This window comes from Microbacterium sp. SS28, from assembly GCF_022761035.1.
Classification (GTDB): Bacteria; Actinomycetota; Actinomycetes; order Actinomycetales; family Microbacteriaceae; genus Microbacterium.
The window spans coordinates 190,711-216,970 of record NZ_JAKWJP010000004.1; the positions used below are offsets into that span (position 1 = coordinate 190,711).

At 69.3% G+C, this 26,260-nt stretch carries 17 protein-coding genes (1 of these 17 cut by a window edge); 6 read left to right on the plus strand and 11 right to left on the minus strand.

Annotated features, from left to right (window positions below):
- Together MJ607_RS12510 and MJ607_RS12515 are read right to left on the minus strand one after the other, a co-directional pair.
- Window positions 1–8,447, minus strand: partial view of a calcium-binding protein gene (locus MJ607_RS12510; protein ID WP_243075927.1) — the 5' end (the start) only. The gene continues 19,450 nt to the left of window position 1, outside the view; only the first 8,447 of its 27,897 coding nucleotides appear in the window; the start codon lies at window positions 8,445–8,447; the stop codon falls past the left edge of the window.
- A gap of 184 nt (window positions 8,448–8,631) precedes the next feature.
- Complete coding sequence (locus MJ607_RS12515; RefSeq protein ID WP_374238054.1) at window positions 8,632–10,176, minus strand: methyltransferase; 1,545 nt, start codon at window positions 10,174–10,176, stop codon at window positions 8,632–8,634.
- Window positions 10,177–10,284: 108 nt separating this feature from the next.
- Between MJ607_RS12515 and MJ607_RS12520 the strand changes: the two genes are divergently transcribed.
- The 5 genes from MJ607_RS12520 (at window position 10,285) to MJ607_RS12540 (ending at window position 16,260) form a co-directional block, all read left to right on the plus strand.
- Window positions 10,285–12,528, plus strand: coding sequence for a DUF6049 family protein (locus MJ607_RS12520; RefSeq protein ID WP_243075929.1), 2,244 nt, complete (start codon window positions 10,285–10,287; stop codon window positions 12,526–12,528).
- Complete coding sequence (murJ, locus tag MJ607_RS12525) at window positions 12,525–14,123, plus strand: murein biosynthesis integral membrane protein MurJ (RefSeq protein WP_243075930.1); 1,599 nt, start codon at window positions 12,525–12,527, stop codon at window positions 14,121–14,123. Before MJ607_RS12520 ends, murJ begins: the two co-directional genes overlap by 4 nt.
- A 115-nt stretch (window positions 14,124–14,238) precedes the next feature.
- Complete coding sequence (trxB, locus tag MJ607_RS12530) at window positions 14,239–15,225, plus strand: thioredoxin-disulfide reductase (protein WP_243075931.1); 987 nt, start codon at window positions 14,239–14,241, stop codon at window positions 15,223–15,225.
- 64 nt (window positions 15,226–15,289) lie between these two features.
- Window positions 15,290–15,613 (plus strand): thioredoxin, encoded by a 324-nt coding sequence (gene trxA, locus MJ607_RS12535; RefSeq protein ID WP_243075932.1) that lies wholly within the window; start codon window positions 15,290–15,292, stop codon window positions 15,611–15,613.
- A 218-nt stretch (window positions 15,614–15,831) separates the two neighbouring features.
- The gene (locus MJ607_RS12540; protein ID WP_243075933.1) at window positions 15,832–16,260 is read left to right on the plus strand and encodes a YciI family protein; all 429 of its coding nucleotides are present in this window, start codon (window positions 15,832–15,834) and stop codon (window positions 16,258–16,260) included.
- Between the two features lie 13 nt (window positions 16,261–16,273).
- Here the strand turns inward: MJ607_RS12540 and MJ607_RS12545 are convergent, their stop codons facing one another.
- Window positions 16,274–16,621 carry a tryptophan synthase subunit alpha gene (locus MJ607_RS12545; protein ID WP_243075934.1) on the minus strand — a complete coding sequence of 116 codons (348 nt, stop codon included), beginning with the start codon at window positions 16,619–16,621 and terminating at the stop codon, window positions 16,274–16,276.
- 53 nt (window positions 16,622–16,674) lie between these two features.
- Here MJ607_RS12545 and MJ607_RS12550 point away from each other — a divergent pair, with 53 nt between their 5' ends.
- Complete coding sequence (locus tag MJ607_RS12550; RefSeq protein ID WP_243075935.1) at window positions 16,675–17,985, plus strand: RNA polymerase sigma factor; 1,311 nt, start codon at window positions 16,675–16,677, stop codon at window positions 17,983–17,985.
- On the opposite strand, the gene MJ607_RS12555 is transcribed toward MJ607_RS12550, so the two are convergent.
- The 8 genes from MJ607_RS12555 to rnpA all read right to left on the minus strand — a co-directional run bounded on the left by MJ607_RS12555 (window position 17,982) and on the right by rnpA (window position 26,256).
- Window positions 17,982–18,983, minus strand: coding sequence for a ParB/RepB/Spo0J family partition protein (locus MJ607_RS12555; protein WP_243075936.1), 1,002 nt, complete (start codon window positions 18,981–18,983; stop codon window positions 17,982–17,984). The genes MJ607_RS12550 and MJ607_RS12555 overlap by 4 nt on opposite strands.
- Window positions 18,983–19,918, minus strand: a complete 936-nt coding sequence (locus tag MJ607_RS12560; RefSeq protein WP_243075937.1) for a ParA family protein — start codon at window positions 19,916–19,918, stop codon at window positions 18,983–18,985. Before MJ607_RS12560 ends, MJ607_RS12555 begins: the two co-directional genes overlap by 1 nt.
- Window positions 19,919–20,685: 767 nt before the next feature.
- Entirely contained in the window at window positions 20,686–21,015 is a 330-nt protein-coding gene (locus MJ607_RS12565) for a GIY-YIG nuclease family protein (RefSeq protein WP_243075938.1), read from the minus strand.
- A 2,181-nt stretch (window positions 21,016–23,196) separates the two neighbouring features.
- Entirely contained in the window at window positions 23,197–23,829 is a 633-nt protein-coding gene (gene rsmG, locus MJ607_RS12570; protein ID WP_243075939.1) for a 16S rRNA (guanine(527)-N(7))-methyltransferase RsmG, read from the minus strand.
- A gap of 19 nt (window positions 23,830–23,848) precedes the next feature.
- Window positions 23,849–24,361 carry a R3H domain-containing nucleic acid-binding protein gene (locus tag MJ607_RS12575; RefSeq protein ID WP_243075940.1) on the minus strand — a complete coding sequence of 171 codons (513 nt, stop codon included), beginning with the start codon at window positions 24,359–24,361 and terminating at the stop codon, window positions 23,849–23,851.
- A gap of 57 nt (window positions 24,362–24,418) precedes the next feature.
- Window positions 24,419–25,558, minus strand: a complete 1,140-nt coding sequence (gene yidC / locus MJ607_RS12580) for a membrane protein insertase YidC (RefSeq protein ID WP_243076258.1) — start codon at window positions 25,556–25,558, stop codon at window positions 24,419–24,421.
- A 12-nt stretch (window positions 25,559–25,570) separates the two neighbouring features.
- Window positions 25,571–25,921, minus strand: coding sequence for a membrane protein insertion efficiency factor YidD (yidD, locus tag MJ607_RS12585; RefSeq protein ID WP_243075941.1), 351 nt, complete (start codon window positions 25,919–25,921; stop codon window positions 25,571–25,573).
- Entirely contained in the window at window positions 25,918–26,256 is a 339-nt protein-coding gene (gene rnpA / locus MJ607_RS12590) for a ribonuclease P protein component (protein WP_243075942.1), read from the minus strand. The genes yidD and rnpA overlap by 4 nt, the downstream gene beginning before the upstream one ends.
- Window positions 26,257–26,260 lie beyond the last annotated feature (4 nt).

Here is a 26,260-nt window from a genome sequence, read left to right on the forward strand (position 1 = left end):
CCGGTGATCGCCGCGACGATGTCGTGCGCGATGACGTTGATCGCGATCGAGCCGCCGATCGCCAGCGAATCCGCGGCGGCCGCACCGATGGCGACCGCGACGATCGTGGCGGTCCACGCCGCGCCCGCCGAGGTGCTGGGGTCGCCCGGGATCTCTACCGTCACGGCGCCGACGGTCACGGCGCCGGGCAGCGCCGAGATCGACGGCGAGTACCCCGCCCTCACTTCGATGTCGCCGCCGGCCCGGACGCGCGCATTGCGGATCGTCGCGCTGATCTGGTCGGTCGCTTTGGTCGAGCGGTTGACGTGGTCGGGGTTGGCGGGGTCGAAGGCGCCGCCGATGAAGTTGTACGAGATCGCGGCGCCGAGCGCGCCGCCGTGCAGGGCGAGGCCGACGCCGCCGGCCACCGACACGAGCACGACCGACTCGGTCGCCGTCACGAGGATGTCGGCACCCGCGTGGATGTCGGGGCTGTCGGCGATGTGCGCGTCGATCGTGTTCGAGATCGAGTTGACGATGAGCGTTCCGCCGATGCCGAGATTGCCGCCGGCGAGGCCTGCGCCGAGGCCGATCGCGACGAGGATGGCCGCCGAGCTCGCGGTCACGGCGATGTCGGAACCCGTCCCGCGCGCGTCGAGCGAGACGTTCTCGATCGACGCCTCGATCTCGTTCGAGATCAGGTTGTAGCTGACCGCCGCGCCGACGGCGAGTCCGCGATCGGACGCCGCGACCCCGCCCGTGATCGACACGACGAGCGAATTGTCCGTCGCCGCGACCGTGACGGGTCCGCCGACGCTGATGACCGACGAGCCGATCGGCGACAGCGGGACGCTGTCGCCGATGGTCGCCTTGACCGTGCCGTCGATGATGTTGATGAGGAGGGATGCCGCGCCCGCGAGGCTGCTTCCGTCGAGGAGCGTCACTCCGACGCCGACGGCCACGCCCGAGATCTCGCCGCTCGTGGTGGCGGTCACGACCAGCGCGCCGTCCGCGGTCAGATCGACGTCGTCGATCGTCGCGAGCACGTCAACGTCGATCTCGTTGTAGCCGAGGGCCGCGCCGATCCCGAGCGCGCCGAGCGTGAGCCCCGCGGCGCCCGTGATCGCGACGATGCCCGAGTCGTCGGTCGCCGCGACTGTCGTGTTCACCGCGCCGGGCGTGCCGGCCTTCTCGACGATGACGCTGCTCACGATCTCCGCCTGCGTGACGCCGACGATGATGTTGATCGCGAGCATCGCGCCGATGCCGAGGTCGGAGTCCGGCCCGAGCGTCGCGCCGACGCCGGCGCCGAGGGCGACGATGCGCTGTCCCGATACGGGATTCACGTTCACGGCGGTCACGGCGAGGACCGTCCCGCCGATCGTGAGGCGCGAGCCCGCGATCGTCGCCCGGGTGATCGTGGGCTTGCCGTCCTCGCCCAGGAGGTTGAGGCCGACGCCGAGTCCGACGCCCATCGATCCCGTGCCGAAGGCGATGCCGCCGCCGATCGCGATGATGCGGGAACTGTCGGATGCCGAGACCCGCACATCGCGATCGATCGAACCGATCATGCCGCGGACGGTCGCCTCGGTCGTGTTGAGGACGATGTTCGCCGCGAACGAGCCAGCGACGGCGAGGCTCTGATTGCCGTTCGCGCCCGAGAGACCGGCCGAGACGGACGACAGGTCGCCGCTGCGGGTCGCGATGACGGCGAGCGAACCCGGCGTGACGAGGTCGGACGCCACGATGAAGGCGAGCGTCTGCACCTCGATGTCGTTGACGCTGAGAGCGCCCGCGATCGCGACGCTGCCCGACCGCGTGCCCGAGACGAAGGCGGCGCCGCCCGTCATCGCGAGCTGGAAGAAGTCGTCGAGCGCCGTGACCGTGACGCTTCCGGCGCGGAGGAGTCCGGCATCGCCGATCGAGGCCTGGACGACGTCGTGGACGATGTTGAGGGATGCCGCGCCCGCGACTCCGAGGCCGGTGGGCGGTGTCGTCGTGGTGGCGCCGAGCACCTGCAATGCCTTGGCCGGCGAACCGGCGGGCGGCGCCGGAACGGGCTCGCCCGGCTTCGAGACTGCGCCGGCCACGGAGAACGACCAGAGGTCTCCGTCGACCTTCGCGAGGACGTCGATCCTGCCCGAGACTGTGATGTTCTGCGTGCTTCGCGCGGCGGCGCCGTTCGTCGAGACGGCGGTGGGCGACCCGATGACGGCCTTGGTGGAGCGGTCGAAGTCGTTGACGGCGCCCGAGATGCCGAGCCCCACACCCTCGCCGACCGTGACGGCGCCGACCCACGTGACCTGCGTCGTGAGGTCGCCCGCGTAGAGCCGCACGTCGCGGCCCGTGATGACGGCATCCGATCCCAGCTGCACGAGGGTGTCGCTGTCCTGGCCGACGTAGGCGATCGAGCCGGCGAAGGCGAACGTTCCGCCTGTCGAGCCGGATTGCACGAGGACGATGTGGAAGATCGCCTCCTCGGCCTTCATGTTGAAGCCGCCGTCGAACCCGCTGAAGATCCGGGCGCCGTCTTCGACGATCGCGTGCGTCGTGTTCTTCTGAACGAAGATGTACAGCGCCCCGCCCGCACCGCCCTTGTCGCCCGCCGTCCCCGCGGGGTTCAGCGTGATGCGGTCCCGGAACTTCGCGCCCTTCTCGTCGAGGTCGATGTCGGGGAGCGAGAAGATGCCCGCCATGTCGATGAGCTGCTGGTAGTTCGTCGCCTCGACCGAGACGGTCTGCTCGCCCGTGTCGTTCGCGTGGCCGGCGCCCCATTCCGGGGTCTGATTGATGCGCGCGGCATCCGTCACCAGCGCGACAGCACTGTTGGTCAGCGTGATGACCGTGACCGCTCCGGCGACTCCGATGTCGTCGCCGTTCGCCGTGGCCGCTGTCCAGGTGTTGAAGAAGGCCTCCTTGAGGCCGAGCGTCGAGGTCAGGTACTTCGTCACGGCCGCGGGACCCTCGTTGCGGATCGCGTCGACCCACTCGCCGTTCGAGAGCGGGATGTACTGGTCGAACCGCGTCAGGAACGGGTACCAGACGTCGGCGATGACCCTGCTCGCGCGAAGCCCGTCGAGCTGCGCGCCGATGCGGTTGCCGTTGGCGTCCGTGCCGCTCTGCAGCACGGCGGTGGCGCTGTTGTCGACGACCCCGACCGAAACCCCGACGCTCACCATCGTCTGCGCGTGCCCGCTGTTGGTCTGGGGCGTGACGCCCACCTGCAGGTCGGCGTCCGCCTGCGCGCTCAGGATGAGCGTCTGCGCGATCGTCGCCTTGATCTCGAGGTCTTCGTTCGAGCGGATGACGCCGGTCGGGGCGATCGTCGTGACGACGTCGTGATCGGCGAACGTGAAGGCGAGGGCACCGGCGACCGAGAGCCCGCTGTTGGCGGCGACGCCCGTGAGAGCCCGGTTCTCGATGTAGCTCGCCGTGAGCTTGTCGAGCAGGAGCGACGGCAGGTTGGTGCCGACGACGTCCTTGAACTTCTTCCACAGGTTCGGGTTGAGCTCTTCGCTCTCGAGGCCCGCCGAAACCGACGACGCGTCCTTCGCCGTGAGCTGCGAGATGATCCCGATGCCCGTCGCGTAGCCCGCGTCGAGCACGTGCTTCGCGGCGAGCCAGAAGCCCGTCGCCGCGGCGGACACGCTTCCGATGTCGATGAGGACGCCCGCGCGCGCTTCGTTCTCGGTCTCGGCGAGACCGATGACCTGCGCGTCGGCGAAGCGTGTGTTGCCCTGCAGGTTCGTCTGGTTCGTGCTCGCCGCGACGTAGTAGGTCTTACCGTCCTCGAGCCCCGCGATCGGCGCGCCGCCCTGGTGGTAGACGACAGCCTGCCCGAGCTCGAACGTGTTGAAGACGCCGCCCGTCCAGTGGAGGGTGATCTTGTTCGCCGCGCCGTCGACGTCCGCCCCCGTGAAGGACCGATTGCTCGTCTCGGTCGCCGGGATGCCGCCGCCCTTCTTGAGGTCCACCACGAACTGGCCGATGCACGCGAGGTACAGGGCGTAGTCGGCGCTGTCGATGTCCGAGTCGCCGTCGAGGTCGGCCACGCCGCACGTCGCCGCCTTGATGGCGGACTGCTCGTTCGGCGCGAGCGCGATCCACTGCGACTCGTTGGCGGTCGTCGTGGCGTCATCGGCGAGCCACACGACGAAGTACGCGCGTCCGTCGACGAGGTTGCCGATCGCCGTTCCGCGACGGACCGTATAGGTGACGACGTCCTCGGTCACCAGGCCGTGTCCGCCGACGTTGATCCGGTTGTTGTCGTAGTCCACGTAGCCCGGGTTCGCGGAGTTCGCCTCGAGCGGGTCGATCTCGATCTTGACGGTGTAGTCGGGATCGACGTGGGCGATGACCGTGCCCTCGATCGTCGTGCGGATGTCGGCATCCGAGAGCTCGATCGAGAAGGCGAGACCCGCCGTTCCGTCGGCGAACATGCCGGACTCCGCCTCGGATGCGGACTCGACCTTGCCGGTTGCGATGAGGTTGGCCGTCTTGCGCGCCTCGACGACGGCCCCCTTGGCGACCGTCAGGTGCGAGATCGCGACGGCGTTCGTGATCGCGAGGGCGAGTCCCATCTGCGCGGACCCGGGATTCGGGATGCTGTCGAGCGACCGCGACGTCGAGGCGCTCATCGACGCGATGGCGTTGGCGGTGCTCGTGAAGACGATGGCCGCCGTGCTCGTGATGAGGGCGTCCGTCTGGACATCGACGATCGACGTCGCGGACGCCTGGGCGTAGCCGATGCTGAAGATGCTCCCCGCGACGCTCCCCGTCGCGTCGGCGGTCGCCGTCGCGTACATGCCGACTGTGTCGTCGCCGAGGAGCTGCGCGCGGGCGCCGATCGTGATCGTGGCGGTCGAAGACTTGTAGAGGACCTTGCCCGGGACCGCGACGAGCCCGTCGAGCAGGCTCGCGAGCGGGCTGAGGACGAAGTTCTCGACCTCCTTGCTGAGGCCGAAGTACTCCGCGAGGCTGCGGTCCTCGGCCTGCGCGAGGATGTAGATCCCGGTCGCCGCGAGGATCGCGTCGTGCTCGACGGTGACCGACGCGGCGCGGGTCGAGACGAACAGCGGCGAGCGGTTCTCGAGGAACGCCTTGCCGATCTGCCGCGCCCGGAGCGTGATCCACCCGGCTCCCGCATCGAGGCGGACGCCCGCCGCGACGGTGATGGCAGAGCCGTAGGCCTCGAGGATGCCGCCCTTCGTGTCGACGCTCCCCGTGAAGAGGATCGTGTCGACCGCCGAGTCGTCCACGAAGACGGGGATGTCGTCGGCCCGTCGGTTCCCGTAGACGAAGAGCGTGGCGCCCGAGCGCCAGCCGGTCGGGAGTCCCGCGATCGTGATGGTGTCGGCGCCTTCGCGGCCCTCGATGACGAGGGACTGCGTCGGGACGATGACGTCGAATCCCGATCGGGTCGTGCCGGTCGGCGCGTCGTACCAGACGACACCGTTGAACTCGATGTGCACCGTGGTGGCGTCGGCGCCCGCCGAGATCGTGATGCGATCCGAAGCGCCGGTTCCGCGGATGATGCGGACCTGGTCGTCACCGGCGACCACGGTGCGGCGGTCGAGGCCCGTGTAGTGGACCGACACTCCGGCGTAGATGGCCGTGCCGCTGCTGTCGGCGCCGGCGGGGTTGTACAGGGCTGCCTGCGTGGCGGTCGAGGCGATGATCAGTGCGTCGGCGCCGCCCGCGCCGCCCGCGATCGTTCCCGAGAGGCTTCCGCCGAAGGCGATCGTGAAGATGTCCGAGTTGTTCGTCGCGCCGACCAGGTTCTCGAACGAGGTGAACGCGATCCCGGCGACGCTGCCGGCATCCACTCCGTCGATGGTCCACTCGACGACGTCGTCCGGAGGTCCGCGGATCGTGTCGGTCATGCCGCTGCCGTCGATCGCGTCGATGTCGACGAAGTGGCCGACTCCCGTCGAACGGCTGGCGGGCGGGAGGTATGCGACCGAGATGGCATCGCCGTCCTGGAAGGGCGACGGCGAGCTCGCGTCGACGACCGACACCGCGAGCTTGCGGTAGCTGGGCACCCCCACGGGAGGGTTGAGCACCTGGAAGAGGATCCACTTCGACGTGTCCTCGGGATCGAAGAGTCGGATCTGGCCGAACCCGGCGGATCCGTCGATGTGGTCGATCGCCGTGATGATCTGCGTCGCCGTCGTGTCGGCGGCGTCGAGGTAGATCACGGTCGCGGCGTTCTGCGTCGTGCTGTTGAGGCGCACCTGGCCGGGGCCCGGATCGGCATCGGCCGTCGCGGTGGAGAAGAGCATGTCGAACGAGAACATGCCGCCCGAGAGGATCACGGTGACGGGCGCCCCGAACACCGTGTACACGATGCGGTCGACCGCTTCGGAGTCTTCGACGGCGGGACCGCCCTCGATCCATCCCGTGATCGAGCCGCCCGCCTGGAACGAGAACGTGTCGTCCGCGCTCCCGCCGATGAGGTTCTCGACATGCGAGAAGGGGAGGCCGTTGAGGTCGCCCGCTCCCGGTCCCACGATCGTCCACTCGTTGGCGACGTTCGCTGCGACCACCGCATCGTCGCCTCCGCCACCGTCGATCGATCCGGAGAGCGTCGCCGCGGCAGGCGTGTCGGCGGGACCGATCGTCGAGACGACGAAGACGTCTCCACCGGTGCCGCCCACGAGGTTCTCGATCGACGTGAACGTCGTCGTGTCGACGGATCCGGCATCCGTTCCCGTGAGGACCCAATCCGTGTCGGCATTCGATCCGCGCAGCGTGTCGTTGCCGGCGCCGCCGTCGATCGTGAGCGTCACGAGGGTGGACAGCGTGCCGAGCGTGAAGCGGTCGGCGCCCGCGCGGCCCTTGACGAGGAGGTTCAGCGCGGCCGCGAGCGAGAAGCTGTGCATCTCGCCTGTCCCGTTCGTGAACTCGACGGTGAGGTTCGTCGCGCCCGTGCTGTAGATCGAGATGTCGTGGTCGACGTCGTCGGACGCCGACAGCGTGCAGGTCGCCGTGCAGGCCGCGCTGATGTCGATGGGTTCGAGTCCCGCGTACCGGATGCTGCTGCCGTCGCGCGTGATGACGCCGGACTGCGGGCCGGTCACGGCCGACTCGATCGCCGCGAACGAGCCGGAGCCGAGCGAGAGCGTGTCGAAGCCGCCGGGTCCGCCGTCGACGAGGCCGATCGAGCCCGAGCCCTCGACGACGAACGTGTCGTCGTTGCCTGCGGCGCCGCTCAGTGTCTCGACCCCTGTGAAGGCGACGGCGAAGCCGCCGGACACCGCCGCACCCGCGCCCGAGCCCTGCACGATCCATCGGGTGTCGCTGGAGGGTCCGGCCAGGATGTCGTCCCCGCCCGCACCGTCGAATCGGATGTCGAGCCCTGCGAGCGCCGCGCGTGCGCTGTCGCCGATCACGAATACGTCGGCGCCGCTCGACCCCACGATGAGGATCGACGTCACGGTGGCGAGTTCGCGCCGCTCGTCGCCCACGACGATCCAGCCGTCTTCGACGCGGATCTCGACGATGCCGCCCGTCAGGTGAATGGTCCACGGGCCGGGCTCGATCGTCGCGGCCGTCGGCTCGGCCGGGGCTTCCGACTCGGCCGGGGCTTCGAGTGCCGCCGCGGTCTCGGACGCTGTGTCGAGCGCGACCGCGGCAGCGTCCGGCGTCGCGGCGGACTCGGCCTGCGGGACAGGAGCGGTCTCGGTCGCCGCGGCGCCGTCCGACGCGGTCGCCTCGGCCGGCGCGGGTTCCTCGACGGCTGCCGGCGGCTCGGCCGGCGTCTCGCTCGGGGGGCTCTCGACGACAGGCTCGGCCGGCGCTTCGGTGGCGGCCGCGGGGTCCTCCTCGGTCGCGACGCGCAGCGGCAGCGAACCGCCGTCTGCGAGATGCCGTGCGACGTCGGCTCGGCCGCCGTGGTCCGCGCCGATCGTGAGGTGGCGTTCGCCCGTCCCGAGACGCGCGCTCATGATCGAGCTGTCGTGCACGTCGGCGCGGCCGAGCAGGTGCCCGATCTCGTGCGCGAGCACGGTCCGCAGGTCCATGCGTCCGAAGGCGGGCGATCCGGATGCCGCCGACGCGACATCCCCCGACCGCACCGTGAACTCCGACGACAGCGAAGGTGTCGCGTCGACGAACCAGCCGTAGCCCGCGGCGGTCGGATCGACGGTGATCGTGCGGCCGGACGTCGTGGCGAGCCGGTCGCCCGCGACGTCACCGACCACGATGCGGGAGCCGTCCGGCAGATCGTCGAGTCCCCACATGCCGAGCGCGCTGTCGAGGACGCGGGCGACGCCGTCGTCCGAGAGCCCGGCAGCGTTCGAGGAGGCCGCGACCCCCGAGACCGCGCGGAGCGCCTGTGCCTGCGGAGCGTAGAGGGCCGCCGGGACGAGGACGGGCGCCGCCACGAGGCTCGCAGCGACGAGGGCGGCGATGGCGCGGGCGCGGCGAGTCAGCCGCAACGCGATCGTCGACCCCGAATCGTCGTCCAAGAGCTGCTCCTCCGCGCGAAGGCGGTAAGAGGGCGAGCGCCGTTGCCCCATTGCCTGCAGAAGATGCAGGCCGCGCCCCGCCGGCATCCATGCCGGCAGCCCCAGTGTCTCGAATGCTGGCGTGCGCTCGACTGCTTGTCAACAGTCCCGCGCAACCGCTCCCATTGTTGGACTCGGTCGCTTTTCAGTCGGTGAGTGCGAGGAACCCCGTGAAGACGAGCTCGCGCACCTTCGGCAGCAGGTCCGCGCGCAGCTCACCGGCGTCGACCTCGAGCAGGTCGGCGATCGCGTCGACGAGCACGCCCACGGCGAGGTCGCCGTCGCACGCGCCCACGAGCGCCGCGAGCGCGGGGTCCGCCGCGATCGTGCGTCCGAGTCCGCCGCCCTGGCGCAGCTCGATGACGCGCGGCGCCTCTTCGCCCGGCATGTGGTGGCGGGCCTCCGTCACGTGGGCCGACACCTGGAGGACGGATGCCGCGAGCCCGTCATCGTCGAGCGGCGCGAGCGCGTCGTGGGCCCCGAGCGCCTCGGCGAGATGCCGGCCGAGACCCGCCCCCGTGCGGGCTTCACCGACCCGCTCGTAGCGCGCGAGCGTCGGCTCACCCGTGACCGGACGGCGCAGCAGGACGTAGCCGAAGCCGATCGCCGAGACCTCGCGCTCCGCGAAGTCGTCGAGCCAGGCCTGCGCGAGGCGCGCGAACTCGGGGTCGCCAGGGACCGTCCCGCCGTCCCGGATCCACAGCTCGGCGTAGGCGAGGGGATCGAGGCTCTCGCGCTCGATGACCCACGCGTCCAGCGGCACGGGCGACGCCGCGACCCAGCCGCGCACGCGGTCCATTCCGTCGACGTCGGCGCGCGTCTCCCAGTTGCCGAGCAGCTGCGCGACGCCACCGGGAGCGAGGTGTGCGCCGACTCCCCGCACGAACTCGGCGATGAGGTCGTCGCCCAGCATCCCGCCGTCCCGGTACTCATAGGCGGGCACGCCTTTCACACGGGGCGTGATGACGAACGGGGGATTCGACGCGATGCGATCGAACTCCTCACCCGCAACCGGCGCGAACAGGCTGCCCTCGCGCAGCTCGATCGCCTCGACGCCGTTGAGCAGCGCGTTGAGCCCGGCGAATCGCAGAGCGCGCACAGAGATGTCGGTCGCGACGACCTCTGCGAGGTTCCGGCGCGCGCGCAGCGCCTGGATGCCGCATCCCGTTCCGACATCGAGCCCCCGCTGTGCGGGGGTCGGCAGCTGCAGGGCGGCGAGCGTCGTCGAAGCGCCGCCCACTCCGAGCACGTGGTCCTCGGGCAGCGGGCCGCCGAGCGCCGCCTCATCGAGATCGCTCGCGATCCACCACTCGCCGTCGCCCGCCTCGTCGGCGAAGGACTGGGGGCGCACGAGAGCGAGGGGACGGATGCCGTCGCCCTCCGCCTGCGCGATGCCGAGGCCGATCAGCCCGTCGACGCCCGTGCGCGGCAGGGCCGAGGCGACGTGCGCGGCGGTCTGCGGCATCCCCAGCACGAAAAGGCGGGCGAGGACGGCGAGGGGATCCGTGCGACCCTCGAGGGCGCGGACGGCGGGGAAGCGCAGTCCGCGTGCGATGGCGTCGTCGGCAACGTCGCCCCAGGCCGCACGGATCGCTGCGGCGCGGTAGCCCGCACCGCGCAGGTCGTCGGCGAGCGCGTCGCACAGAGCGGAGTCGGGCACGGGGAGCGGGAGTGGCGGCACGATCTCCATTCAACCCTCGTGCGGCAGTTGCCGGTGGGTGGTCGGGGTGCTCGAAGGGCGCGCACGTAGAATCTGACTCGATCGTGCGGTCCCCATCGCACAGGAGCGAAGCCCAGCATGATTGAGTCCCCACCGCGCCCCGCGCTGTCCGCGCGCGCCCTCCGCGCGCGCGTCGGGGTGGTGGCGGGCCTGGCGGCTCTGCTCGTCGGACTGTGCGCGGGGCCCGCGACGGCGGTCTCGACGGTTTCGACGCCCAGTCCCACGCCGTCGCCGACGGCCGATGCGGGCGGCGTGGTCGAGCCGGGCGCGGCGGCGTTCACGCTCTCCCCCATCTCGGGCGGCGTTCTGCACGCGGGCGCTCCGCTCACGGTGTCGGTCACGATGACGAACGGGCGGGTCACCCCGACGACGGCCGGCAGCGTGACGCTCGGGTTCGGACCCACGGCTCTGGCAGATCGCGACGAGCTCGCGGAGTGGCTCGCGGGCGACGGGGAAGCCGACACCGTCGACGTCGCCTCGGTCGCGTTCCCCGAAGTCGAGCCGGACTCCGATCTGACGCGCGGCGTGATGGTGGAGGAGGCGGGCCCGGTGCTCGCGAGCCTCGCGCCCGGTGTCTATCCCGTCGTGGCGACGCTCACGACGGCGGACGAGTCCTTCACGTCGACGAGTGCGGTCGTCGTGCCCGACGAGGCCGCCCCCGCGGGGGGCGTCGGGGTCGTCGTGCCGGTGACGGCGGATGCCACGGGCGAGGCGCTGCTGACGGCGGACGAGCTCGTCGAGCTCATGGGTCCCGAGGGATCGCTCACGAACATCCTGGATGCCGTCGAGGGGACGGATGCGATCCTCGCGATCGATCCCGCCATCCCCGCCGCGATCCGCGTGCTCGGCACCGCCGTGCCAGAGACCGTCGCGCTGTGGCTGCTGCGGCTCGAGGAGCTTGCCAACACCCGTTTCGCGCTGCAGTTCGGCGACGCGGACGTCTCGGCGCAGGTGCAGGCCGGCATCGTCCCGCCACTGGGGCCCACGTCGCTGCAGTCGTTCATGACGCCGGACGCGTTCGTCCCCGTGCCCGCCCCCACCCCGACGCCGTCCGCGAGTCCCACCGCAGACCCCACTCTGCCGGTCTACCCCGACCTCGCGACGCTCCTCGGCGTGGGAACCGCGCGCGCCGCGACCTTCTGGCCCGCGACGGGCACCGCGGGAGCCGACGTCGTGTCGGCGCTCGGCGGCATCACGGTCGACGAGGTCCAGGGGCTCACGCTCATCCCGTCCACGACGACGGCAGCGGGCGCCGACGGCTCGACCGTGACGGCCCGCGGCGACGCCGACGGATCGCCCGTCCTCGTGTACGACGGGGTGGTATCGCAGGAGCTCCAGGCCGCGTCGGAGATGGATGCCGCTCCCCTCCGCGGCGCCCACCTCGCGGCCGCGACGTCCTACCTCGCGTTCGCCCTCGATGACGCGCGCGGCGCGCCCCTCCTCGTGACGGTCGACCGCGGCGAGGACCGCTCGCGGGTCGCGCTGCGCACGAGCATCACGACGGCGCTCGCGACGCCCTCCGCCGTCCCGGAGTCGCTCGACACACTCGTCGCGGCGCCCGGTCAGCAGGTCGAGGTGCTCGACATCGCCGCCGACGAGGTGCGTGCCGGCGCGGCATCCGCTCTGCTCGCCGACGAGGACTCCCTCGGACAGTTCGCGACGATCCTCGACGACCCGGGGCTCATCACGCAGCCCGAGCGCGCCGAGATCCTCCAGCTGCTCGGCAACGCGTGGCGCCCCGAGCCCGCGCTGTGGGCGGCGGCCCTGGCCGAGCACCGCGCCGACTCGGCAGCGACGCTCGACTCCGTCGGCATCCTGCGCGCGAGCCCCATCCAGCTCATCACGTCCGGCGCCGTCATCCCGGTGTGGGTCCGCAACGACCTGCCGTACCCCGCCAACGTGACTCTCTTCGCGACCCCCGACGACCTGCGCCTGCGCGTGCAGCAGACCACGACCGTCGTCGCCCAGCCGCAGAGCAACACGCGCGTCGAGGTGCCCGTGCAGGCCCAGCTCGGCAGCGGCGACGTCATGATCGCGCTCGAGCTGCGCAGCCCGACGGGCGTCCCGATCGGCGCTCCGCAGACGCGCGAAGTGCATGTGCGCGCCGAGTGGGAGGGTATCGGCCTGATCGTCATCGGCATCTTCGGCGTCGGCTTCCTGCTCCTCGGCGTCATCCGCATGGTGCTGCGCCGCCGCCGGCGCGGGGCGGATGACGCGGGTGCCGACGGAGATCGCGGGAGTGCGGCGACCGACGACGTGGCCCTCGGGACGGCCGACGACGCCCTGAACGGCGGGACTCCCGCAACGAAGGACGACGCATGAGCGGCATCGCGCGCGCGAGCGCCCTCATCGGCGCCGGGACGCTCGTTTCGCGCCTGACGGGCCTGTTGCGCACGATCGTGCTGGTCGCGGCGATCGGCTCGGTCGGCAGCCGCGCGGGCGACGCCTTCGCCGTCGCGAATCAACTCCCCAACAACATCTACGCGATCATCTCGACAGGCCTGCTGACCGCCGTCATCGTGCCGCAGATCGTCAAGGCCGCTGCGCACGCCGACGGGGGTCAGGCCTTCACGTCGAAGCTCCTCACCCTCGGCGCTGTCGTGCTGCTGGCCACGACGGCGGTGGCGATGGCTGTGGCCCCGTGGCTTGTCAGCCTCTACGCGCCGGAGTACCCGCCCGACCAGCTCGCCCTCGCGACAGCCTTCGCTTACTGGTGCCTGCCGCAGATCTTCTTCTACGGCCTGTTCGCCCTCCTCGGCGAGATCCTCAATGCGCGACGCGTCTTCGGCCCGTACACGTGGGCGCCGATCGTCAACAACCTCGTCTCGATCGCGGGCTTCGCGGTCTTCATCGTCCTCTTCGGCACCGAGCAGACGATCGTCGCCGAGTGGACGGACGGCATGATCGCGCTGCTGGCGGGCACGGCGACGGCCGGCATCATCCTGCAGACGCTCCTGCTGCTGTTCTTCTGGCGTCGCGCCGGATTGCACCTGCGCCCCGACTTCCGCTGGCGCGGGGTGGGTCTCAATCAGCTCGGTCGGCTCGCGGGCTGGACGTTCCTCATGGTGGTCGCCGGTCAGCTCGCGGGGCTCATCCAGTCGCGCGTCCTGTCGGCGGCGTCCGGCGACGGCGCATCCGTCTTCGCGTCGCAGAACGCGTGGCTCATCTTCATGCTTCCGTACTCGATCATCGTGCTGTCGATCGGAACGCCGTACTTCACTCAGCTCAGCGAGCACGCCCACGCGGGACGCGACGACGACGTCCGCGCCGACATCGGCACCAGCATCCGCACCCTCGGGCTGTTCACGATGCTCGCGACCGCGGCCCTCGCCGTCGCGTCGGTGCCGGCATCCCGCATCTTCACCAACTCGCCGGCGCAGGCGCAGCAGGCCGCGCTCGTCCTGGTGTGCTTCCTCGTGTCCCTTGTGCCTCTGGCCGTCCTTTTCGTCGTGCAGCGCACGTTCTACGCCTACGACGACACCCGCACGCCGTTCTTCTTCACTCTCCTGCAGACGGCGCTCGTCATCGGGACCGCTCTCGTCGCACAGGCCACGCTGTCCGTCGGGTACCTCGCGGCGGGCGTCGCGCTCGGGCAGTCGATCTCGAGCACGATCCAGGTCATCGTCGCCACGTGGCTGCTCAACAGGCGCCTCGGCGGCATCGGCGTCGGGGGATGGATGCTGTCGCTCGGCCGCTTCGCGATCGCCGCGGTGCCGGCGGCCGCGGCCGGCTGGGGCACGTTCCTGCTGCTCGGGGGCGTCGACGGCTGGACGGTGTCGGACCGCCTGCTCGGTGCGATCGGCACGGCCGTGATCGGGAGCGTCGCGGCCGTCGTCTACCTCGGAACGCTCGCGCTGCTGCGCGCCCCCGAGCTCGCGGCCGTCAAACCGCTGCTGCAGCGCCTGCGCCGACGCTGAGCGGCGTGCGAGTTCGCCCCACAGGTTCTGTGAACCGCGTCACACGCGCGGGCCACGGAATAGCCCGCGTCTAGCATTGGTTGAGTCATCCGGAACTCACAGAGGGGGGTTTGACGTGCGTCACGTCATCATCATCGGATCCGGTCCTGCCGGCTACACCGCGGCCATCTACGCCGCGCGAGCCAACCTCGAGCCGCTCGTCATCGCGAGCTCGGTCGAAGCCGGCGGTGAGCTGATGAACACGACCGACGTCGAGAACTTCCCGGGCTTCCCCGAGGGAATCCAGGGCCCCGACCTCATGACGAAGATGCAGGAGCAGGCCGAGCGCTTCGGCGCCGAGGTGCTCTACGACGACGTCGTCGACCTCGACATCTCGGGCCCCGTCAAGCGCGTCACGCTCGGCAGCGGCACCGTCCACGAGGCCACGACCCTCATCTACGCGACGGGCTCCGCTCATCGCAAGATCGGCATCGAGGGCGAAGAGCGCCTCTCCGGCCGCGGCGTCTCGTACTGCGCGACGTGCGACGGCTTCTTCTTCCGCGAGCGCACGATCGCCGTCGTCGGCGGCGGCGACTCCGCGATGGAGGAGGCGACGTTCCTCACGAAGTTCGCGTCGAAGGTCTACGTCATCCACCGCCGCGACGAGCTGCGCGCGTCCAAGATCATGCAGGAGCGCGCCTTCGCGAACCCCAAGATCGAGTTCATCTGGAACAGCGCCGTCGTCGACATCGTCGGCGAGGACGTCGTCTCCGGACTCGTCGTGCGCTCGACGGTCGACGGCTCGGAGCGTGAGATCGCCCTCGACGGCGTCTTCGTCGCCATCGGCAACGACCCCCGCACGCACCTCGTCCACGACAAGCTCGAGCTGACCTCGGCCGGCACGATCTGGGTCGACGGCCGTTCCTCGCGCACGTCGCTTCCCGGCGTCTTCGCCGCCGGCGACGTCATCGACCCGACCTACCGCCAGGCGGTCACGGCGGCGGGCACCGGCACGGTCGCGGCCCTGGATGTCGAGCACTTCCTCGCCGCCGTCGGCGAGGCGGGAGCGCCCGACGTCGACGCCGACCAGATCGAGGGCCTCGCCGAGGTCGACGCCGCCTGACCCCGGGAACAACCGCGCCCCGGCGTGCGTTCCCGCCAGTAGGACTTTCATCTAAGGAGAAACCATGACCGCCAAGTCCACCAGCTCCAGCACGTGGAACGAGGACGTCCTCCAGGCCGAGGGCCCCGTCCTCGTCGACTTCTGGGCGGAGTGGTGCGGCCCGTGCCGCATGGTCTCCCCCATCCTCGACGAGATCCAGTCGGACAACCCCGACAAGATCACGATCCTCAAGCTCAACGTCGATGAGAACCCCGACCTGGCCATGAAGTACCAGATCACGTCGATCCCGGCGATGAAGGTCTTCAACAAGGGCCAGGTCGAGACGACCATCATCGGCGCCAAGCCGAAGTTCGCGCTCGAGCAGGACCTCGCGACGTACCTCGCGTAAGCGTTCACGGCCTTCGAAACCCCGGTTTCGCGCGGATTTCTCCGCGGGGAACCGGGGTTTCGGCGTCTCCTGCGAGTTCATGCCCGTTAAGGCATCCTCGATTCTCCGGAGAGTTTCGCGCAGGATGTCGATATCGGCGTCGCTCGTTCGACGCACGGTGTGAGGGGCCGGAAGCGCCGCCTCCGGGCTCGATGCCCGACGATGAGAAGGAGCACGAAATGCGCTGGATGCTGATCATGCAGGTCGACCCCCAGACCGCCCCTCCGATGGAGAGCCTCGACCTCGGCGAGGTCATCAAGGTCATGGGGGCGTACAACGAGGAGCTTCAGAAGGCCGGGGTGTTCCTCACGGCCGAAGGGCTCTCCGACGCGAGCGAGGGCTTCCGCGTGGACTTCTCCTCCGAGCCGCCGGTCCTGACCGACGGTCCGTTCGCGGAGTCCCGCGAGGTGTTCACGGGGTTCTGGATCCTCGAGGTCGCGACCCGCGAAGAGGCCGAGCACTGGGCGCGCAAGTGCCCACTGGGACCGGGCACAACCCTCGAGGTGCGCCGCGTCAACGAGTTCGCGGACTTCGACCCGACGCTGGCCGACGGCGCCGTGGGCGAGTGGGCCACGAAGGCGCAGGAGTGGCGGGCGGCGAACGCCTGACCGCATGCAGCTGCTACGAAGCGTCGGCGCGCACCACCGCATCCCAGCGGCGGTGCGTGTTGGCGTCTCCGAGCAGTCGCCACACGGCGCGCGTGAGCGCCGGGTAGTCGAGCGCGATCTGCCTCAGGACGCGGTAGTGGCGGGCGGCGCTGGGTCGCATCCCGCCGTCGGCGGCGATGTTCTCGGCGCGCAGGGTGAACACGACAAGCTCGTCGACGCTCGGCAGGTCCTCCATGAAGTCCCATGGATCCTCGCCGGCACGCAGCCGTTCATGCACGAGGACCGCCAGCTCATCGGCGGCCTCTGCTCGCAGCACCTCGACACTCGCCCTGCGGCGGGGGTTCTCGTCGCGCGTCGCCATTCCTCCACCCTACGTGCCGCCACGGACCTCGAGTCCCGCCGGGGAGGTGGCCTGTGACCCCCGATGACACACACGCCCGGCGTGCCGTCGAGGCCGTGTGGCGTGCGGAGTCCGCCCGCATCGTCGCGGCGCTGACCCGCCGCACGGGCGACTTCGCGTGGGGCGAGGACCTCGCTCAGGAGGCGCTGCTCGAAGCGCTCTCAGCCTGGCCGGCCTCCGGCATCCCCGACAATCCGGGCGCCTGGCTCCTGTCCGTCGCGAAACGGCGGGCGATCGACGGGTGGCGACGGCGCGAGCGGCTCGAGCAGCGGATCGGGATGCTGGGACACGACGCCCTCCTGGCGGAGCACGACGACGCCGTCTCCGTGGCCGGCGACCCGGACCGGATCGACGACGACGTCCTGCGGCTCGTCTTCGTGGCCTGCCACCCCGTGCTCCCGCCCGCCGCACGCCTCGCCCTCACGCTGCGGACGGTCGCGGGCCTCACGACGGAGCAGATCGCACGCGTGATGCTGCTGACCGTACCGGCGGTGCAGCAGCGGATCGTCCGCGCCAAGCGCGCGCTCGCCGATGCGCACGTGGCGTACGAGATCCCCGACCGTGCCGAGCGCCCGGCCCGCCTCGCGAGCGTCCTGCAGGTCGTGTACCTGCTCTTCACCGAGGGCTACGCTCCGACCGACGGCACGCACCCCGTGCGCATCGACGTCGCGCGCGAAGCAGTGCGGCTCGCGCGGCAGCTCACCGCTCTCGTGCCGAACGAGCCCGAGGTCTACGCGCTCACGGCGCTCATGGAGTTCCAGTCCTCGCGGTTCACGGCGCGGACGGATGCCGAGGGCCTGCCCCTCACGCTCGCCGAGCAGGACCGCTCACGATGGGACCGCTCCGCGATCGCCCGTGGGCGCGCGGCCCTCGCGACTGCCATGGACTTCGAGCGCGGGCTCGGGTACTACGGCCTGCAGGCGGCGGTCGGCGAGTGCCACGCGATCGCCCCCACCGCCGACGCCACAGACTGGCCACGGATCGTCGCGCTCTACGACGGTCTGCTCGAACTCGCGCCGTCGCCCGTCGTTCGACTCAATCGCGCCGTCGCGGTGTCGATGGTCGACGGCCCGGCGGTCGCGCTCGTCCAAGTGGACGCGCTCGAGCCCGAGCTCGCCGGCTTCCGGCCGTTCCACGGAGTGCGGGCTGAGCTGCTCGAGCGGACGGGGCGGACGGATGCCGCGGCTGCCGCGTTCCTCGCAGCCGCTGCCCTTCCCGGCAACGCGGCCGAGACCGAAGTCCTGCGGCGGCGAGCCGCGGCACTTACCTCCGGCGAGCTCTCCCCGTCGCGCTCGGCGCCCGAGGCGGACGCGGGATCCGCCTAGCGGGTGCCGTACTCGGTCTCGCCGAGCTCTTCGAGGATCCGGTTGAGATCCTGGATACTGGCGAAATCGATGTTGATCTGGCCTTTTCTCGCAGTCAGGCCGATCCGCACGCGCGTGTTCAGACGGTCACCCAGGCGCTCGGCTACCTCGTCGAGATGTGCACGGCGCGCACCGGGCTGCGGCTTCGGGGGACGCACGGAGCCGGCATCCGGTGCCTTCGCTGCCGCTTCTGCGGCACGCACCGAAAGGTCCTCGTTGACGATCTTGTCGGAGAGTCGCTGCATCGCGTCGGCGTCATCGAGCGACAGGATCGCCCGTGCGTGACCGGCCGACAGCACGCCCGCTGCGACGCGCTGCTGCACAGGCACGGGGAGCTTGAGCAGTCGGATCGTGTTGCTGATCTGGGGGCGAGAACGTCCGATGCGCGTCGCAAGGGCTTCCTGCGTGATGCCGAAGTCCTCGAGGAGCTGCTGGTAGGCCGACGCCTCTTCGAGCGGGTTGAGCTCGCTGCGGTGGAGGTTCTCGAGCAGCGCGTCGCGTAGCAGGTGCTCGTCGGCGGTGTCGCGGATGACGGCGGGGATGGAGTCGAGACCCGCCTCGCGTGCGGCGCGCGTGCGGCGCTCGCCCATGATGAGCTCGTAGGTGCCCTCGCCCGTGTCACGCACGACGACGGGCTGGAGCACGCCGAACTCCCGCACACTGTGGACGAGCTCTGCGAGATCGTCGGCGTCGAAGTGGGTGCGCGGCTGGCGCGGGTTGGGCACGATCGAGTGCGGGTCGATGTGGACGAGGCGTGCGCCCGGCACCGCGACGAGCTCGGGGTCACGCGCGAGCTCTTCCCGGCGCTCTTCACCGTCGGAATCCGGCTCGAGCACGGCCGTCGCGGTCGCCGGAGCGGCGCCGCGGGGGAAGAGCACGTCTACGGGGCGGGTGTCGGTGGGCTCGCTCGTCGGGATGAGCGCGCCGATCCCTCGGCCCAGTCCGGTTCGCTTGGCCATCAGGAGGACTCCTCTGTGTTCGGAACGGCGCGGTCGCGGTGAATGAGCTCCACGGCCGCTTCGCGGTAGGCGACCGCGCCGGCCGACTGCCCATCGTAGGCGATGACGGTCTGGCCGAAGCTCGGCGCTTCTGAGACACGGACGGATCGCGGGATCACGGTCTCGAGCACCTCCTTCGCGAAGTGGGTGCGCACCTCTTCGGCGACCTGCTGCGCGAGACGCGTCCGCGCGTCGTACATCGTCAGGAGGATCGTCGAGAGGAAGAGCCGCGGATTGAGGTGCTTCTGGATCATGCGCACCGTTCCGAGCAGCTGGCTGAGCCCCTCGAGCGCGTAATACTCGCACTGGATAGGGATGAGCAGCTCCTGCGCCGCGGCGAAGGCGTTGATCGTGAGCAGGCCGAGCGACGGCGGGCAGTCGATGAGCACGAAGTCGAGACGCTCGTCGAGACCACCGAGGTAGTCGTCGAGCGCCGTCCGCAGCCGGTGCTCGCGCGCAACCTGCGAAACGAGCTCGATTTCGGCGCCGGCCAGGTGGATCGTGCTCGGCGCACAGAGCAGATTCGGCGACTCCGGGCTCGTCTGGATGATGTCGGCCAGCGGGAACTCGTCGATCAACACGTCGTAGACCGACGGAATATCGGCGGTATGCGGCACCCCGAGCGCTGTGGAGGCGTTCCCCTGCGGGTCGAGATCGATGACGAGCACGCGCGCACCCACCGAGGCGAGGGCTGCGGCGATATTGACCGTGGTCGTCGTCTTTCCGACGCCACCCTTCTGGTTCGAGACAGTCAGGACGCGGGTTCGGCCCGAGAGGGCGATCTGCGTGTCGTCGAGAGCACGGCGACGGGCTGTGAGATCCGCCAGTTCACGTGCGAGAGGGGTGTCGTCGAACGAGAAGGATGTCGCGGCCTCCGCGTTCTCGGGTTGTTTCACGTGAAACACTCCACCTTTCGGGTGCCGTCCAGAGCTCTCTTCCACTCTAGCCGCGCCCACCCCCACGACCCCCTTCGACTCCCCCTCCGCGCCTTTCGCCCCGCCCACCGGTGGCCGACCGCCCTCCCAGCGCCGCATCCGCGCACATTCGCAGGCCGAGTAGGCGCGCCAGCCCCGTATCGAACGCCTCGGCCTCGCCGCCCGGTGGTTGAGTAGGCGCGCCAGCGCCGTATCGATCACCTCGGCTCGCCGCCCGGTGGTTGAGTAGGCGCGCCAGCGCCGTATCGATCACCTCGGCTCGCCCCCCGGTGGTTGAGTAGGCGCGCCAGCGCCGTATCGAAACCAGCGCGCAGGTACTTCCCCGTACCCTCCGCCCCCGCAACCCCGGTGGTTGAGTAGGCGCGCCAGCGCCGTATCGAAACCAGCGCGCAGGTACTTCCCCGTACCCTCCGCCCCCGCAACCCCGGTGGTTGAGTAGGCGCGCCAGCGCCGTATCGAAACCAGCGCGCAGGTCCTTCCCTGTACCCTCCGCCCCCGCAACCCCGGTGGTTGAGTAGGCGCGCCAGCGCCGTATCGAAACCAGCGCGCAGGTCCTTCCCTGTACCCTCCGCCCCCGCAAACCCCGGTGGTTGAGTAGGCGCGCCAGCGCCGTATCGAAACTAGCGCACCGTGAAGAAGGTCTCACGGCGTGCGCACGCTTCGACCGACGCTGCTCTATCGCCTGCTTGCTCGACTATCAGGCGCCCACCCACGACAGTGGCCTCCGCTCACGGTTCATCGATCCCCGATGTTTCACGTGAAACACTCCCCCTCCTTCGTACCCACACCTTCTTACTCAGCGGCGCGAGCTTCTCCGGTGTCTCCTTGACCAGCGCCAGCCGCTTGGATCGGCTCCACCCCTGCACCTGCTTCTCGCGGCGGAACGCATCCTCCACACGTTCGAAGTCCTCGCAGTACAGCAGCTTCACCGGTAACCGGCACCGCGTATACGCAGATCCCATTCCTGCGTTGTGTTCCCAGAGCCGCTTCTCCAAGTCTCGGGTGCTCCCCACGTAGAGGCTGCGGTCACTGCATTCGAGGATGTACATGTGTGGCATTCCGCGATCATGGAGGAGTGGCGCCGTTGCGCCTCCTCCAAGCCCGCCGGTTGTGAGTGGCCGCCGGAGCGAGGCGTCTGTGTAGGACCGGTGTCGTCGGGTGATGTTTCACGTGAAACACTCACCCGTGGCGCTGATCTCGATACGCGGGCTTCGCTCGCTACTCGATCACCAGTAAGTCACCGCCGTATAGAGACCATCCACAACGACGATGTTTCACGTGAACACTCGCGCATGGCACTGATCTCGATATCCGGGCTTCGCTCGCTACTCGATCACCGGTAAGGCAGCGCCATGTCGAACCCATCGGCAACCGCCATGTTTCACGTGAAACGCTCACGCGTGGCGCTGATCTCGATACGCGGGCTTCGCTCGCTACTCGATCACCGGTAGGGGTAAGGGTGTTGAGCGACCCCGGTGGTTGAGTAGGCGCGCCAGCGCCGTATCGAAACCATCGACGACCACCAACGTTTCACGTGAAACGCTCTCGCATGGCGCTGATCTCGATACGCGGGCTTCGCTCGCTACTCGATCACCGGTACGGGAATGGTGTCGGGCGACCCCACCCCCGGTGGTTGAGTAGGCGCGCCAGCGCCGTATCGAAACCACCGACAACCACCACGTTTCACGTGAAACGCTCGCGCATGGCACTGATCGCGATACCCGGGCTTCGCTCGCTACTCGATCACCGGTACGGGAATGGTGTCGAGTGACCCACCCTCGGTGGTTGAGTAGGCGCGCCAGCGCCGTATCGAAACCACCGACAACCACCACGTTTCACGTGAAACGCTCGCGCATGGCACTGATCGCGATACCCGGGCTTCGCTCGCTACTCGATCACCGGTACGGGAATGGTGTCGAGTGACCCACCCTCGGTGGTTGAGTAGGCGCGCCAGCGCCGTATCGAAACCACCGACAACCACCACGTTTCACGTGACACTCAAGTCTGGGTTTGATCTCGATACGCGGGCTTCGCTCGCTACTCGATCACCGGTAAGGCAGCGCCGTGTCGAACCCATCGGCAACCGCCATGCTTCACGTGAATCGCTCACGCGTTGCGCTGATCTCGATACGCGGGCTTCGCTCGCTACTCGATCACCGGTAGGGAATGGTGCCGAGCGACCCCACTCCGGTGGTTGAGTAGGCGCGCCAGCACCGTATCGAAACCATCGACAACCACCACGTTTCACGTGAAACGCGCACGCGTCGCACTGATCTCGATACTCGGGCTTCGCTCGCTACTCGATCACCGGTAGGGGAATGGTGTTGAGCGACCCCGGTGGTTGAGTAGACGCGCCAGCGCCGTATCGAAACCTCGACAACCACCAACGTTTCACGTGAAACGCTCACGCGTGGCGCTGATCTCGATACGCGGGCTTCGCTCGTTACTCGATCACCGGTAAGGGGGCTTCAACTACGCCACGCGGTGGTTGAGTAGGCGCGCCAGCGCCTTATCGAAACCATCGCACCCGGAACAGAGGCAAAGCTGCGGGGGATCGCGACGCGCACGCTTGACGCAACGCGGGATTACAGATCCGCGGCAGCGGCCCACCACGCTCGGGCTCTGGCGCCCGTTCACTGCGAGTCAGCTCTACGCATCCGACTACATCCTTCACATTCCGCCATGTATCACGTGAGACGCTGGCGTCCTGGATTGGTCTCGTTACGCGGGCTTCGCTCGCTACTCGATCACTAACGCCGGGAGCAACACGAGGCAGCCCATGCGCCCACCCACCGAGGCTCCACGCTCGCTGCTCAATCACCGGACGCGCGGTCTCGAGTGGGTCACTGCCGGTGGTTGAGTAGGCGCGCCAGCGCTGTATCGAACCATCGACAACCACCACGTTTCACGTAAAACCCTCACGCGTGACGCTGATCTCGATACGGGCTTCGCTCGCTACTCGATCACCAGCAGAGGCCGACCACTCGAGCATCCGCAACCCGCAGGACTGGGGGAGCTCGATACGCTCGCTGTGCTCGCTGCTCGATCACCGCAACCGCGCGGTGCTCTCGTAGCCCGGTCGGTGATCGACGGGACAAGCCGCTCCCGCAGACGATGGATCTCTGTTCGCACGATTGCCGGAACAAAGCGAGTCCCTCGCGGCCCGGTGGTTGCGCAGGCGCGCCAGCGCCGTATCGAAATCAGTCCACCCGACCCCCGACAACCGGCAAAACCGCAGGTCAGCGCCGAATCGTGCCCCGAACAACGCGTGTCGGCTCGGCGAGAAGCGCCTCACCGACGACCTCGACGCGGGCATCCGCGATGCCGTACTTGCGCAGCGGCTTGACCGCGGCGTCGATCTCGGCGCCGGCGTTGGCGCCCTTCAGAAGGATGAGCTCGCCGCCATCCTTCACGAGCGGTGCGGTCAGCGGAACGAGCGTGCGCAGGGCGCTCACGGCCCGGGCTGTGACCGCGTCCAGAATCGGTCCGCGCTTCCAGTCCTCGGCGCGGGCGCGCAGCACCTCGACATTGTCGAGCCCGAGAGAGTCCACCTGTTCGTTGAGCCAGGCGACCCGGCGCTCCATCGGCTCGATCAGGATCCACTCGACATCCGGGCGTGCGATCGCGAGCACGAGGCCCGGCAGGCCCGCACCTGAACCGATGTCCGCGACCCGACCCGAGAACAGGGGTGCGACGACAGCGCTGTTCAGGACGTGACGCGACCACAGTCGTGGCGGCTCAAGCGGCCCGATCAGGCCGCGCTCCTCGCCTTCGTCGGCCAGCGCCTGCGTGAAGCGGCGGGCAACGTCGATCCGGTCGCCGAAGATCTCAGCGGCAACCGCCGGCTCGACCTCTACCTGTGTCTCGCTCATCGCCGTTTCACGTGGAACGTCAGTGGCGACGGATGACGGTGTGGCGCTCGGCGCCTTCGCCGTACGACTCCGAGATGAAGCCACGCTCGGCGACGAGGTCGTGCACGAGCTTGCGCTCGTAGCTCGACATCGAGGGGAGCGAAGCCTGCGTCGCACCATCGTCGAGGCGCGCGATCGCACGATCGACGAGCACCGAAAGCTGCTTCTCACGCGTGTCGCGCGATCCGCCGATGTCGAGGATCAGGCGCGAGAATCGACCGGTACGGCTCTGCACCGCGATGCGCGTCAGCTCCTGCAGCGCCTGCACGGTGTCGGGAGCCGAGAGAGGCGAGAGTGCGCCCTCGTCTTCGGCCTCGATGGAGACATAGGCGCGCCCCGCCCGGACGTCGAGGGCCAGGTCGCCGTCGATGTCGGCGATGTCGAGCAGCTCCTCGATGTAGTCGGCGGCGATGTCGCCTTCCTGCTCGAGCTGCTCCACTGTGGGAGCCACGCGCTCGGCGGTGGCGGTGTCGACGGATTCGGTCGTGGTCATGGCGTCCTCGCTCATCGGGTCGGGCGTGTCAGTCGGGAGTGTCACCGGTGCGGCCGCTCAGCTGTCCGCTGATCCGGCCGAACCTGCGTCACTCGGGCGGGTCGAGCCGGGATTCGTCGAACCCGGGTTCGACGAGCCGCCCTTCTGGCCCTGCTTCTTGGCGCGCTGCTTGCTCACGGGCTGCTGACGCTTGGGCGTCGCTGCGCGGGCACGCTCGGCCTCTTCGAAAAGGCGCTGCTGCTCCGCCTGGTACTTCTCCATCGGCACGACCTTGCCCGACGAGTCGAGCGCCTTCCCCTTGCGGGCCAGCCGCTCCTCGCGCTGCTTGGCAGCCTCCGAGCCGGGAGTCGGCATCTCGCGGATGACGAGGAACTGCTGAGCCATCGTCCAGAGGTTGGAGATGAACCAGTAGATGACGACGCCGAGGGGAAAGAAGACACCCGAGAAGACGAAGCCGAGGGGGAGGATCCAGAGCATGATCTTCTGCATCTGGTACGCCTGGCCGGTCTTGGCCTCGGGCGACAGGTTCTTCGAGATGATCTGAAGCTGCGTGAAGAACTGCGACGCGATCATGAGCACGACGAGCGTCACCAGAATGACGATCGAGGTCGTGTTGTTCGAGTTGATCGCGTCGATCAGCGTTTCGTGGAGCGAGGCGACGCCGAACAGCTTCGCGTTGTAGAACTCGAGGGTGAGCTCGGGTGTGAGCGGTCCCACACCGCCGTTGCCGTCCTCGGCATTGAGCTTGATCGAGCTGAGCACCGAGTACAGTGAGAAGAACACGGGCATCTGCACGAGCAGCGGAAGGCAGCTCGACACAGGCGTCGTGCCGTGCTTCTTATACAGCGCCATCGTCTCGCGGCTCATCGCCTCGCGAGACAACTGGTCCTTCTTGCCTTTGTACTTCTCCTGAACTTTCCGCAGTTCAGGAGCGATTTCCATCATCTTGCGCTGGCTCTTGATCTGCCGCACGAAGAGGGGAATGAGGGCGGCACGGACGACCACGACGAGGCCGATGATCGCGAGCACCCACGTGATGCCGGCAGCCGCCGGAAGGCCCATAGCCGTGAAGAGGGCGTGCCACCCGACCAGGACGAGCTCGACCAGCCACTTGAGCGGCCACAGGATGGTGCCGAGGAGGTCGAAGCCCCCCGACGCGGCAGCCGGTGCCGGCGTGCTCGTGGCGAGGTACAGCAGATCCGTCACGGATCAGTCCTTTCTCAGGGGCACGACGTAACCGTGCGAGGTCAGGTCGTAGCGGAACCGCCGATGAGGCGGGACGTCATCGATGCCGCCGCGCGCCCAGGGGTGGCAGCGGCCGAGGCGCACGGCTGTCAAGCCGACGCCTTTCACCAGGCCGTGCTGCTGAACCGCACCGACGGCATAGGCAGAGCACGAGGGGTAGTACTTGCACACGTCGCCATAGGTGTGCGAAATCGTCGCGCGGTATCCGTGCAGGAGGGCGAGCCCGAGGTTGCGAGGCAGCAGGGGAACGGCACGCAGAGAATCGGATGCCTCGAGCCGCGCATCTCCGAGGGCGTAAGCGGGAAGCACGCTCATGCTGCGGCCCTTCGGGCGAGGCAGCGCTCGACTTCGTCGCGGAGTTCTCCGAAGTCGGCGGTCGCAGCGGAAGGCAGCGCGCGGATGACGACATCCGATCCGTGCCGGACGCCTACGAGGGCCTCGGAGCACACGGCTTTCAGTCGGCGGCGGACGGTGTTTCTCACGACCGCCGATCCGACCTGCTTGCTGACGATGAAGCCGAAACGCGCGGGGCGTTCGTCATCGGAGGTGACGACGTAGGTCACGGTGTGCGCAGACGCACACCGACCGCCCCTACGGACGACGGCCTTGTACTCCGCTCCGCGGGTGAGTCGGTTCGGCCTCGCCAGCACCGCT